The sequence below is a fragment of the Lentilactobacillus kefiri genome (assembly GCF_007989105.1).
GTDB classification, from domain to species: Bacteria; Bacillota; Bacilli; order Lactobacillales; family Lactobacillaceae; genus Lentilactobacillus; species Lentilactobacillus kefiri.
In genome coordinates, this window is record NZ_BJVK01000002.1 from 1 (window position 1) to 13,133 (window position 13,133).

At 40.3% G+C, this 13,133-nt stretch carries 12 protein-coding genes; 9 read left to right on the forward strand and 3 right to left on the reverse strand.

Going from position 1 to position 13,133, the window contains the following annotated elements; translation table 11 throughout:
• Positions 1 to 68: 68 nt before the first annotated feature.
• Both LKE01_RS00915 and LKE01_RS00920 read right to left on the reverse strand, forming a co-directional pair.
• Positions 69 to 560, reverse strand: coding sequence for a C40 family peptidase (locus LKE01_RS00915; RefSeq protein WP_056980982.1), 492 nt, complete (start codon positions 558 to 560; stop codon positions 69 to 71).
• 36 nt (positions 561 to 596) lie between these two features.
• Positions 597 to 1,496: a DUF5776 domain-containing protein gene (locus LKE01_RS00920; RefSeq protein ID WP_056980980.1), complete on the reverse strand. Its 900-nt coding sequence runs from the start codon at positions 1,494 to 1,496 to the stop codon at positions 597 to 599.
• A gap of 405 nt (positions 1,497 to 1,901) precedes the next feature.
• On the opposite strand from LKE01_RS00920, the gene LKE01_RS00925 reads away from it, so the two are divergent.
• From LKE01_RS00925 to LKE01_RS00945, 5 genes are all read left to right on the forward strand, one after another.
• The gene (locus LKE01_RS00925; RefSeq protein ID WP_056980978.1) at positions 1,902 to 4,496 is read left to right on the forward strand and encodes a YfhO family protein; all 2,595 of its coding nucleotides are present in this window, start codon (positions 1,902 to 1,904) and stop codon (positions 4,494 to 4,496) included.
• A 229-nt stretch (positions 4,497 to 4,725) separates the two neighbouring features.
• On the forward strand, positions 4,726 to 5,628 hold the full coding sequence (gene gnd / locus LKE01_RS00930) for a phosphogluconate dehydrogenase (NAD(+)-dependent, decarboxylating) (RefSeq protein WP_056980976.1): 903 nt from the start codon (positions 4,726 to 4,728) through the stop codon (positions 5,626 to 5,628).
• Positions 5,629 to 6,189: 561 nt separating this feature from the next.
• Positions 6,190 to 6,660, forward strand: coding sequence for a helix-turn-helix domain-containing protein (locus LKE01_RS00935; RefSeq protein WP_054768864.1), 471 nt, complete (start codon positions 6,190 to 6,192; stop codon positions 6,658 to 6,660).
• A 99-nt stretch (positions 6,661 to 6,759) separates the two neighbouring features.
• Positions 6,760 to 7,674, forward strand: a complete 915-nt coding sequence (locus LKE01_RS00940) for an ABC transporter ATP-binding protein (protein WP_054768863.1) — start codon at positions 6,760 to 6,762, stop codon at positions 7,672 to 7,674.
• Between the two features lies 1 nt (position 7,675).
• Positions 7,676 to 8,452 carry a DUF2705 family protein gene (locus LKE01_RS00945; RefSeq protein ID WP_054768862.1) on the forward strand — a complete coding sequence of 259 codons (777 nt, stop codon included), beginning with the start codon at positions 7,676 to 7,678 and terminating at the stop codon, positions 8,450 to 8,452.
• Positions 8,453 to 8,558: 106 nt separating this feature from the next.
• Here LKE01_RS00945 and LKE01_RS00950 read toward each other — a convergent pair whose 3' ends face one another.
• Complete coding sequence (locus tag LKE01_RS00950) at positions 8,559 to 9,401, reverse strand: AraC family transcriptional regulator (RefSeq protein WP_056980973.1); 843 nt, start codon at positions 9,399 to 9,401, stop codon at positions 8,559 to 8,561.
• A gap of 222 nt (positions 9,402 to 9,623) precedes the next feature.
• On the opposite strand from LKE01_RS00950, the gene LKE01_RS00955 reads away from it, so the two are divergent.
• The 4 genes from LKE01_RS00955 (at position 9,624) to LKE01_RS00970 (ending at position 13,110) form a co-directional block, all read left to right on the forward strand.
• Entirely contained in the window at positions 9,624 to 10,298 is a 675-nt protein-coding gene (locus LKE01_RS00955) for an SGNH/GDSL hydrolase family protein (RefSeq protein ID WP_054768867.1), read from the forward strand.
• Between the two features lie 325 nt (positions 10,299 to 10,623).
• Entirely contained in the window at positions 10,624 to 12,219 is a 1,596-nt protein-coding gene (locus LKE01_RS00960) for an MFS transporter (protein WP_054768861.1), read from the forward strand.
• 40 nt (positions 12,220 to 12,259) lie between these two features.
• Entirely contained in the window at positions 12,260 to 12,622 is a 363-nt protein-coding gene (locus LKE01_RS00965; RefSeq protein WP_056980971.1) for a hypothetical protein, read from the forward strand.
• Between the two features lie 119 nt (positions 12,623 to 12,741).
• Complete coding sequence (locus LKE01_RS00970; RefSeq protein ID WP_056980988.1) at positions 12,742 to 13,110, forward strand: hypothetical protein; 369 nt, start codon at positions 12,742 to 12,744, stop codon at positions 13,108 to 13,110.
• The last annotated feature ends 23 nt before the right edge of the window (positions 13,111 to 13,133 follow it).

Consider the following 13,133-nt stretch of genomic DNA (forward strand, 5'->3'; position numbering starts at 1 on the left):
CCAAAAAAGCACCAGTCACAAACCCTTGAGGCTTGTGACTGGTGCTTTACGTTTTTTATTTAGTTTGATTAGTCGTAACTTAAAGTAGTTGGGCGTGAGAATCCAACCACGTGCCACCATGGTGAGTAAACTTTTTCAGTAACCACACCGCGGTTTTGTGAATCGATCATGCGACCATTACCGATATACATACCAACGTGTGAAATACTGTGTTTGCTTCCACCGAAGTATACCAAGTCACCCTTTTTGATGTTGCTCTTTGAAACTTTCTTTGTTCCGTTGTATTGTGCTTGAGCAGTTCTTGGAATTGACTTCTTGATTGACTTTTTGTAAACATATTTAGTGAAACCTGAGCAATCAAAATGTGTAGGTCCAACAGCGCCGTAAACGTAACTTGCACCAAGATGCTTTTTAGCAACTTTCAAAACTTTTGAATATGATTTGTTTGATGAGCTGGCGTCTGCGTTGTTTGCTGAAGTATATGAAGTAACAGCGAATGCAAATAATGCTGCGAGCAATAAAACTGGTTTTAAGATTGATTTGATAATACTGTGTGACAAGATTAGTTCCCCTTTACTTTGCGTAGTTTCGTTAAATTAGTCAGTTACGTATGCTTTATTAGCGGTGATGTAATTTCCGTTTGAAAGTTGGAACCGATAAGCTCCACCATTGGAACGGGTGATTGATTTAACTGAAAGCTTCTTGCCTGCAGTAATCTTTGAAACCCGACTTTTGAAATTAACATCTTTATATTGATAAACATTTTTTGAAGTTGAAATCTTTTTATCACTAGGAAGTGACGTGAAGTAGGTTGGCTTTGCGGCATCTTTGGAAGATGTCTTTAACCATGAGTTAACAACCGAACCCTTTACCGCTTTACTTAAATCAACTCTTCCACTGATTCCGCTTAATGAACCGTGTGAAGTATATTGCCAAAGATCTGTTGTAACGTTTGGCTTAGCGGAATAATTGGCAATCCATGAACCGTCAAACTTGGAATAGTTGATTTTGTGAACATTGACGTAATTCTGGTATGAGTAGTAAACCAAAGGCTTATTGGTTAACTTTCTCATTTGAGCAAGCCAGGCATTAACGTAAGATTGTTCTGAGCCATGACCCTTTCGGTGTTCGTTATCCAAAACGTAGAAACGAGCTTTGGAACTTGCACGTTTATAAAAGTCTCTTGCTTCCTTTTTGGCATCAGCCACGCTGCTGAACTCTGCGTAACCGTATTGGCCGAATGGAACGTTATATTTATATGCGCCGTTAGCGTTAATATTTTTATGAGTATCAATTCTGAAATCTGCGTCCCCAGTGTCACCATGTTGGACCCGGATAATTGCAAATTTTAATTGTTTGGAAGCTTTACTCCAGTTGATGTTTCCTTGGTACTGCGAAACATCAGCAATCTTTGTTTTGGCAGCGGATGCGTTAATCGCAAATGTGAATGCTGCCACAGCACCCATTAATAGGCCGGCTATTTTTCGAAATTTCATATTAGTAATAGTCCTCCTTTAAAAACTTACAAGAACAATTATATGAAATGAATGCTACCAACCAGTATCAGGATTGTTTCATAAATGTTAAGAAAGATTTCATACTTTCTTCATATCTGTGTGATCCCTATGGTGACAGGGCTTTACACAGTAATTTAATTATCCAAATATTCGAAATTTTTTCGATATATTTTCTATTTTCCTTGGATATGGGGTCAAATTGACCTTAAATGCCTGCTTTATTACAAGTTAAGGGGGTGGAATGTAACAAAACATCGAAGTTCCTTAATAGTTGGTAAAAAAGTTCTTCTATATAATGTTCCAAATGAATGGGAAGTTATAATGATGGGTGTTAGAAGCTTTGTGAACTTCTATAATGTGAAATCTAATTTGAGGTGGATGAACATGCTGTCACAACGTGGTAGTCATACGAAACGTCATTTCTATATCCTTGCAGTACTGATCCCGTTGTTATTGGTCAGTGCTTTATTTGTGCTGATTGGGATTGCACCATTTGGCTCCCATAATCTGTTGGTCAGCGACCTTTCCACGCAGTATTTGCAGTTCTTTGCTGAATTAAAGCGACAGATGGCTCATTTCTCTTTTTCGAGTTATTCCTTTCTAATGTCAATTGGGGACAGCCTTGTCCCAATTTATGCTTATTATTTGCTGAGCCCACTGAATATCATTATTTTATTCTTTGGAAATGCCCAGTTACCCATAGCTATTGACCTGATCATTTGGCTGAAGCTGATTTTGTGCTCAGTCTCCATGAGTGTCTTTTTGGGTAAAAAGTATCAAATGTATGATCTGATGGCCATTTATGGTGGCTTTGCATACGGTCTGTGTGGATTTGTGTCGATGTATTTCTATGATTTGATGTGGCTTGACGCTTTGATTTGGCTGCCGGTGATGATCTATGGCCTGGAAAAACTCTACTATTATGGCAAGCCGACGATTTATGTTATCAGCCTGGTTGCGATTATTTTGACGAACTTCTACATGGGCTACATTATCTGTGTCTTTAATGTGTTGTACATGGCGTTTTTGTTAAAGAAAAACCAGCCTTACAGATTGCCGTTCTTTGAGAATTTGAAAGCCAACTGGCGTAAAATTGGCTGGTTTATTTGGTATTCGTTATTGTCGGGATTGACCACTGCCGTTGTGCTGATTCCTACCGCAATTGCCATGATGGCAACTGGAAAGAAAGATTTATCGGTTGTCAATTTCTTATTTAAAGGAACATTTGGATTAAGCTTTCCGGTTAACTTTGGCGTTGGTGGGAACGATTTTGCCGGCCGCCTGGTCCATAATCCCAGTTTCTTTACCGGGTCGTTATTTATAGTTGGAATCGTTGTGTATTTTCTTTCCAAGATGATTACTAAACGGGATAAGCAGGCTGCCGGAATATTGGTTGGCGGAATTTTTGTCGGCATGTGGCTGTTACCGTTGAATACGATTTGGCATATGATGCAGCAGCCGGCCGGGTTCCCATTTAGAATGGTCTTTTTGTTCAGCTTTGCGATTATTATGATTACCTATGAAGGTTATCTTCAGGGGATGTTTGCCGAAGAAAAGCTGTTGATTCGTTGTGCAGCGGGAATTACCGTTGCTATTTTGATTGGCTATGTGTTTGCCAATATTGACGGTCAAAAGATGATGGAATTCAGATTTGATATTCCACAACTTTCGGTATCGAACATTGTTCTTGTGTTTGTAGTCGGCTTTATGATTGTGACGACGATTGCCTTGATTGGCGTTGGCAAACAGCGCCGTTCCAGTCAAATCTTTTTAGGATTCATTCTTGCCGCTGAACTTGGCCTGAACTTTATGATTGCGACTGACGGGGCGCCGTTTGGTAACCAGAAAGCCTTCGAGCACACCTATGCCCAATCTATCAAAAAGGTTGATACCATTGAAAAACAAAATCAATCCGACCGCGGCTTCTATCGATTTGTGATTGTTAATAAGCCGTTTCGAAACCTGTTCAAAGTTCCATATAACGGATACAATGATTCATTCTTATACCGAAACTATGGCATCAGCTCTTACAGTTCGACTCTGAATACTCATACCCATCATGTATTGGGCGACCTGGGATTTTCTTCCAGAAATATTCGGCGGATTGACTCGTTTGGTGGAACCGCCATTACAAATTACTTCTTTGGCCTAAAGGACTATTACTTTATCGGAAATGATACCAACAAGCTAACGGTTAGGAAGCAGACTGCCGGGCTTGGGTTTACGGCTGATAATCAAATCCAGCATTTAAAATTAAGAAGAGAGCTGGTATTCGACAATCTCAATCGGTTTGTTCAAAAAGTCGCCGGTAATCATAAACAATATATTGTTAAGCCGACGATTGTCAGCAATGCCCATTATGTCACCCGAGATTACTTTGGGTATAAAGCCCAGTTCTATGCAAATACGACGGGGCCACAATACCTCTATGTTCCAAGAGTTCGGCTGATTGGCGTTTCAATTTATGTCAATGGTCAAAAACTTTCCAACCTATATAGTGGGTTGGGGACGGAAATGGTTCCGTTGGGTTATATGCAAAAAGGCCAGATTTCCACCGTCACGATTCATTCCAATAAAGAGTTGCCCAAAATTCCGCGAGACATTGGCGGAATAAATATGCGGAATCTCAAACAAGTTGTGAAGGATCAAAATAAGCATCTGTTCAAGCTGCAGAATCCAAGTCGATTGAATGAGCATGGTGGGCACTTTAAAGGAACCGTTAACGTTGGCAACAAAGCAAGAACTCTGGTGATTACGATTCCGTTTGATCAAGGCTGGCAGGTTAAAGTAGATGGCCAGCAACAAGCCGTCAAGCGAGTTGCCGGCGGGTTGGTTGGCATTCCATTGTCGAAAGGCAGCCACCACATTGCCTTTAACTATCATATTAGAGGCTTGTTGGCAGGGGTTGGCGTAACCCTTCTGGGGCTGGTTAGCCTATGCTGTACAGCCATTTGGCGGTATTATAGGCGGAAAGTGTAAAACATTTACACTCCTCGTTAAATAGAGCGGAAAGATTTTGTTAACCCTTTTGTTATTAATAATGCCGTCATATCAGCGTTACTGGAACTCATTTTAAATTATTTTCATAAAAGATGAACTTTTTTGAAAATAATTATCAATAACCCTTGCGAAAATTCTTTTCAAAATATATAATGTTCTCGTAGACAAGAAACTAACTAATATATAAGACGAAAGAGGTACATTACTTATGCAAATTGGTATGATTGGTCTCGGAAAAATGGGTCTTAATCTTGTTAAGAACATGATCCGTAACGGTAACGAAGTTGTTGCATTTGATTTGGACGAAGCAAACATTAAATTAGCTCAAGAAGCAGGTGCAACTCCCGCTTCAAGCAATGCTGATCTTGTAAGCAAGTTGGACGCACCACGCACTGTATGGATTATGGTTCCAGCAGGCAAGCCAACTGACTCAACTGTTACTGAACTGGTTGGCCTTCTTTCAAAGGGTGACTACCTGATCGATGGTGGTAACTCATTCTATCAAGACTCAATTCGTCATGGTAAGATTGCTGAAGAAAAAGATATTAACTTCTTCGATTGTGGTACTTCAGGTGGTAAGAACGGTGCTCTCAATGGTGGTAACTTCATGATTGGTGGTACTAGTGCCGAAGCATTTGAACACATCAAACCATTATTCGAAGGAATTTCACAAAAAGATGGTTACCTTTACACTGGTAAGCCAGGTTCAGGTCACTACTTGAAGATGGTTCATAACGGTATTGAATACGGTATGATGGAAGCCATCGGTGAAGGTTACGATGTTTTGGACCACAGCCCATATGACTACGACAACGAAGCTGTTGCCAAAGTTTGGGTAAACGGATCAGTTATCCGTGGCTGGCTCATGGAATTGGCTCAAGAAGCATTTGCTAACGATGCTAACTTGGATCAAATTTCAGGCAAGATGTTCTCATCAGGTGAAGGTAAGTGGACTGTTCAAGAAGCCCTCAAACAAGGCATTCCAGTTCCAGTTATCACTGATTCATTGTTCGCACGTAACCGTTCAATGGAACAAGATACATTTACAGGTAAAGTTGTATCAGCATTGCGTCACGGATTCGGTGGCCATGCAATGGATATGAAAAAGTAAAGAGCGTGACGAGACCCGCCTTGGGCCTGGTGCGTAAGTGAAAAGTGTGTATCAATGGACGTGCTTTGTCCATTGATACACACTTTTTATTTACGTGTAAGGCCCAGGGTCGTCGGAACGCATTTCTGCTAGATAGCAGGAATACGCGATTTGGTGTATAAGGGAAGAAGACCAATGATGAACTTGTTCATCGTTGGTCTTCTTTTCTTATACACCGGGGTTGGGTTGCAAGCGCACGTTTCAGCTAAGTAACAGTAAAGCTGGGTCCATGGTCGTCGCCAGTAGGCTAGGCAGGCGTTCCCGCCGGCCGTTGGAACGCATTTCTGCTAGATAGCAGGAATACATGGTTCGGTTTATAAGAGAAGGAAGCCAATGATGGGCGTAAGTTTGCCCATCGTTGGCTTTTTTTGCGCGCAGCGGTTAACATCATTCGCGTCCAACTAATGATCACCAACTTTTGGCAACCAATCGTAACATAATCAGTCAGGCGGAGTTGGTTGTTTGGCGCATATAGGCTGGTAACATAAGGTATGAATTAAATGATAAGGAGGATAAATCAGCATGACAGAAAATTCGAATATTGCCCAGAACTTACGTGATCAACGTAATCATCACGGCTATACATTGGAACAGGTTGCTGAAAAAGTCCACGTTTCACGGCAGGCAATTGCTAAATGGGAGAGTGGTGAGTCAGCTCCCGACATTTCCCATGCCGATTTGTTAGCTAATCTTTATGGCATCACTTTAGATAATTTAATTCATTACAGCATTGAATCCAACAAAGTGGGAATTCCACCAAAGGGGAAGTCCCTATATGGAACTGTAACCGTTGGTGAACGGGGACAGATTGTCATTCCCAAAAAAGCTCGGGACGTGTTTGGCTTTAATAAAGGAACCAGTCTTGTTGTTTTGGGCGACACGACCGGCGAACTACCCGGAATTGCACTTGTAAAAAGTGATACTTTTCTTGATCGAGCACGGGCATATTCAGATGTTGCTAGTCAACCCAAGGCCGATGACCATGATAAATGAGTCGTTTTGGTAGTCTGTTCATTTGTTTGCCGGTAATTTGTCTTTCTATGATTAACAATGGCTTGGTTTAAAAGCTGATTAGTTCAGCGGGAGGATCATATGACAACCTCAATTTTAGATATCGAACACCTTAGTAAAAGCTTCGGTCACAAGCAGGTTTTGAAAGATGTTTCATTCGGGGTTCAGGCGGGACACATTATTGGCTTGGTGGGTCCTAATGGTGCTGGTAAATCCACTATCATGAAGGCAATTCTTGGCTTATTTAACTATCCTGAAGGAAAAATAATGGTTGATGGTGAAGTGGTTTCACCGACCAGTCATCAATCAATGGATGAGGTGGGTGCTTTAATTGAATATCCAGGAATATACCCATTTTTAACCGGTTATCAACACCTACACCTGTTTTCAAAAAAGACAACCTCAGACACTCAGGTAATGGACATTGTCCGCAAACTGCGGATGGATGCTTATATTAATCGCAAGGCTAAGACTTACTCTTTAGGGATGAAACAAAAGCTGGGCATTGCTTTGGCACTCGTCAACAATCCCAGACTTGTCATTTTAGATGAACCCATGAACGGATTAGATCCTCAATCCAATAAAGATTTGCGCAATCTCATTCTCAGTTATGCAAGAAGTGGAACCACATTTCTGATATCCAGCCATATTTTAAGTGAACTGGAGAAGTTAATTGACGATATCGTTGTGATTGATCAAGGACAAATTGTTTATACCCAAAGTATGGTCACCCTTGAAAGTGGCAGTAAAAAGCTGTTGGCTTTCAAAACTTCGGATGACGTAAAGGCAAGTCATATTTTAGCTCAACATGGATATCAGCTTGATAAAAGTGGTGGCGTTTCGGTTATCGAAAATGGGCAAAACCAGATGGCTGACATGATTAATTTACTGACAGGCAACGGCATCAATATTGAAGATGTTCAGCATGTTCACAATGACTTGGAGACCATCCTGCTTAATCTGCTTAAGGATGATCAAGTAAAGGGGTCGAAATAAAATGATAACTTTAGTTAAACAAGAGTGCTTCAAATTACTTCATAAAAGCAGCACTTACATCTCCTCGGCTACTTTATTACTATTGATGACCGCCCTTGGATTTTTAAGTAAATATTACCCAGGTTCCTGGGGCAAACCGGAAATCCAGTTTGTCCAATTATTTGCAGGGATTTATTGGATTCCATTGTTTATGATTGCGGCCTGCAGTTCCATTATTGCCATGGAATTTCAATACGGGACTATTAAGGAATTACTGTATCGTAAATATTATCGCGGCCAAATTTTAATCAGCAAATGGATCACCATGTTCCTTTATTCGGTTTATTTCTTTTCTGTTTCCTTGGCATGGTCGTTAGTGATCAAAGCTGTGTTATTCAACGATACGTTTAAGTTAAGCGATCAATACAATAACCAGCTGACCATTATCCATGCGAATATTTTGATCATCATCGGATCGTTCCTGGTCCTTTGGATGATTCTGAGCTTGGTTTTGTTACTGGCAAATGTCTTCCGAAGCACAGCTACTGCAATTTCCATCGGAATTGTGGGGTATTTTGGCTTGTACATTATAGAAGGAATGATGATTAAGATCATGAATCGGTGGGAATGGCTGAAATGGAATCCGTTAAACATCTTGAATTTGCCATTGCAGTTGACCGAACCAAATGCCGACAAGGTCACATTATTATCAACTCCGGAAATGGTCGGCGCATGCCTTGGGTATACGATCATTTCGCTGGTATTGAGCTATATCGTTTTTAAGCGAAGAAGCGTTTAGAAAACAAAAAGTCCCACTTGAATAACCTGGCGTAAAGGTTGCCTCGTTACTCAAGTGGGACTTTATTTGTTAAGTGCTCGTTGTTTTTAAATGATCCCAACTGAAACTATTTTTGATATTTCTTCTTATATTTACCAGGTGAAAGGCCAACAAGGGTATTAAACGTCCGAATAAAATTACTATAAATTCCAAATCCGGAAGCTTCGCAAACCATTGTGACAGTGTGACCTTCGCGCAAAAGCTGCTTTGCGAGTTCGATCCGCTTCTCGATGACATACCGATGAATCGACAATCCGGTGTACTTCTTGAAGGATCGATCCAGGTAATTGGGGTTCATGAAGAATTCGTCCGCAAATGCCGACAAGCTTAGATCACCGGCTAAGTTGTCATCAATGAAGGAAGTGACTTTTTCCAAGAACGGCGGCATGATATTTTTAGGCTGATCTTTTACGGGATGAACTTCGTTGGCAATGAGTAAAATTTGTGAAAGTAGAATTCGGGCTCTGACGTCACTGCCATATTCAGTTTTATCAAGGGTTGGGATGAGCTGGTCGCAAAATGCAATATAGTCGTCAATGAAATCTTGATTAAGATTCAAAATATTAACATCTTTATTATCCTGGGTTTTAAAACAGTCAAATAAATCGGTCTTTGGGGTGGAAAGTTGGTTGATTAAGTCGACTTTGATGTTTAAGAAAATTCTTTCGTATGGGGCCGAACTTTTTGTAACCACCCGATGCCAGACACCATTTGGAATTGCGATCAGGTAGCCGGGCTTGATGGGGAATGCTTTATGAGGGGTGTAGAAAGTTACATCACCTGAGATGAATAAAATGAGTTCAATATGGTTTGTATGTTGATGAAAGGGACTGTCGTGATGACGGCTTCGATTATGGGAACAAACAATATCTGTTGGAAGCGTTCCGTCCAATGGTAAATCAATAATCATTTAGCGCACCTGCCTTTTTGCAATGTTTATGTCAAACTACGCAAAGAATGTGCTTTATTAAGCGTTTACAATTCCAATTGTACAGAAATATTGAAGCTAAGTAAACGGAATGCGCTGTTTGCTGGCAGGAGATTTGGCTATTTGTCAAGATAGTGGATGAAATATGATGGAATCGATACTGCTGTTTTGACTAACCAGATAAAAGTCAAAGGGGGAAACTGCATGTTGTTTGATAATGATTACTTTAGTGACAAAGTGATTAATTGTTTTAGTGATTCAACCACTTGGGGCGATGACAGCACAGGAGGCGGCGGAAACGGTATTTCCTGGACGTCTCATTTACAGGAACTGATTCCGTTCAAAAAGGTTAACAACTTTGGCAAAAAAGGTTCCCGGATTGCTGTCTGTTCGGACCGTGAGGATAGTTTTGTTGAACGGTATTTGGATATGGATAAAGACGCCGACTATATTGTTGTGTTTGGTGGCGTTAATGATTTCGTCAATAATGTCCCGCTGGGAAGTATCGATAAAAATGATCCGCACACGTTCCTTGGGGCACTTGATACCATTATTAATGGATTAAACGATCAGTATCCAAACGCGACATTAGTCTTTATGACACCTACCAAGACTTCCTTTGCCCATTCGAAGGAACCTTATCCCAATTCGTTTCAGAAAAATCAAGCCGGCCATACCCAGGGTGATTATGCCTCCGCGATGATTGAGATTTGTCATCACTATAGTATTCCGGTAATTGATTTGTTTAATATAAGTGGGATTTCACCATTCTTGGCGAATAGTGAACGTTATATGCCGGATGGCACCCATTACAGTCCGCTGGGATACGAAAAGTTAGCTCATCGTATCGTGGGCGAGCTGTTCAGGTACTTAATTTAGAGTCAAATTGGAACGCCACAAGATCAGTTATGAAAGTTGTTTCTGATATACTACCTACGTTTTTGCAATGTTTATGTCAAAATTTGCAAAGAATATGCTTTATAAAGCGTTTACAATTTAAGTTGTGGTCAAGGTTGAATGTTGTACAAGTGATTTGTCCAGTTTTAGCAATTATTGTTTCGATACTTGGAATTTGAGTTCCGAGGATCAAAGGACGATTACCTGCACAACATTTGGTGGATGGATACTGTTGTGTCTGTCCTAACTTTTTGAACCAAATTGTAAACGGATACAAAATATTTACGTAATCATGGGAGGTTACAAAATGGACAATCAAAAGCAAGTTGTTCACGACGGTTGGGATGAATATGCCAACAAGAGAATTTATCAAAGTCGTGAGCCAATTGGAATTTGGAGATCATTAGGTTTCGGTGTCTTCTCATTCTTTAGTATTTCAATGCAAGGTTTAGTTGGTGCTTGGTTGATGTTCTTCTACACCACATTTGCCGGCTTAACAGCTGGACAAGGTGCTACTATCTTCCTGATCGGTCGTGTGGCTGATGCCATTGTTTCACTGGTCATGGGTAATATTTCGGATAACATTTACAAGTACAAGCTTGGCCGGATGTTTGGTCGTCGACACATCTTCATTTTGATTGCGGCTCCATCAGTATTAGTTGCGATCACAATGTGGGTTGCCGGGATGAGCTTCTGGTACTACTTGGTTACTTACCTTATCGTTACTGTCTTGATGTCAACACTTCAAATTCCTTGGGAAACTCTTCCAAACGAAATGACTAAAGACTTTAACGAACGTACCAAGATGTCAACTACTCAAATGGTTCTTGCCGGATTAGGTGGAATGTTAACCCAATTCGTTCCAGCACAATTATTCAAGTTCTTCCCTAAGACTTCACCAGAACCATATATTTTAATGCAGGTTATCTTCTCTGTTGCCACATTCTTCTTAGTATTAGTTACTTACCATACAACTTGGGAACATTTTGTTACCAAAGCAGAAGCTAAGAAGCTTGAAGCAGAAGCCCTTGCAGATAACAATGGTCAAAAACCAAACTTGAAGTCAGAGTTAAAGAATTACTTCTCAACCTTCAAGATCAAGACATTCCGTCTTCACATGGGTATTTACTTAAGTTCATACTTCGCAACAATTCTTTTCTCAACTGTGTTTGTTTACTACATTGTTTATGTATTAAAGATGTCAACTAGTACTTCAGGATTCTTACAATCATTGAGTATTGTATCTATCCCAGTTACCATTATCGCTGGGTTCGCGGTTACCAAGTTCACTTACCGTTCACTTTACCTGTTCGGCTACTCATTGATCTTGATTAGTGCCGCCAACTGGGCATTCGTTGCCTTAACTCGTCCAGCCCACATGATGGTTTGGTTAATTGTTGGTATGTCATTCTATGAAGTTGGTCTGTACATCTTGTACTTCGCTCCATGGAACGTCTTCCCATTCATTCCTGATTTGGATACTTTGGTTACGGGTAAAAACCGTGCCGGATTATTCGCCTCAGTTATGACCTTTATCAACCAAATCAGTCAAGGTTTGGCATCAGTTGTTGCCGGATACTTACTTGACTTTGCACACTTCCGTCAATCAGCTAGTGGTGCCGTATCACAGCCTGCCAGTGCTACCAACATGATTATCTTCATTGTTTCCGGTGGTGTTGGATTCATGATCTTATTGGCTATGTTCTTCGCCGCACGTTTCCACTTAAGCAAGAAGACATTTAAAGTTCTTGCCCAAGAATTGGGTCGTCTCCAAAAGGGTGGCAGCATGAAAGATGTTGACCCACACACTAAGGCCGTTTGTGAAGACTTAACTGGTGTGAAATATGATTCAATTGATTTCTGGAAGAAGAATGATCAAGCAAAACCAAGTGTTAAAAACTAATTTTGAATGATTAAGCTTCTATTAGAGGGGAGATATTAGTATGGCTGATAATAATGACTCAAGCTGGAAAGAGGCACTTAAATCAAAAGATGCCTTTGCCGACTTTATCACTGATTACTTTAAAAAGAACAAAGAATTAACGGATTCATATGATATTCCATCATATTACGAGCATTATACTGTTCATCTGGACAGTCATGATGGCATTGTCATCACACTTGTTACCGGAGTCAATCAAGTAGGCGAGAGTGCTGCTTCTGCGCTTCCATTTAAGCAAAAGGAAACGATGAGCATTGAAGACTTCCGAAACTTGATTCTCCACAAAAAGTTTGCCGATCAGAATATGTCACTTGCTGATGTATTCCAGACGGTGGCAGGAGTTCCAGATTCAGACAGCAAATAAATTATCGTGTTATGAAAACTGATTCATAGCTCGGCGAGGCGGCTATAACGAGGCAAATACCTTGCATAGCCGCCTTGTTGTTTTTGAAACATTTGTTAAATATGAAAGAAGTTGAAATGATGGCAGATACAAATAGTGATTGGAAAAAAGCTTTGAAATCAAAAGAGACATTTCATGATTTCATTATTAATTATTTTAAGGAACATCAAGAATTGACTGGATCTTATGATATCCCATCATATTATGAACATTATGTTGTTAAGTTGGATAAACATGAGAAGCTCATCATTACTTTAACGACCGGAATGAATCAATCAGGTGACAACGTATCGATCCCACTTCCAATGAAGGAAAAGGAAAAGATGACGATTGAAGATTTCCGAACACTGATTTTGAACAAGAAGTTTGCCGATCAGAATATGTCATTGGCAGATGTCTTTCAAACAGTTGCCGGAGTTCAAAGCACCAACGATGATAATTCTAAATAACCAGCTGCCAGGAAAGGAAGAAA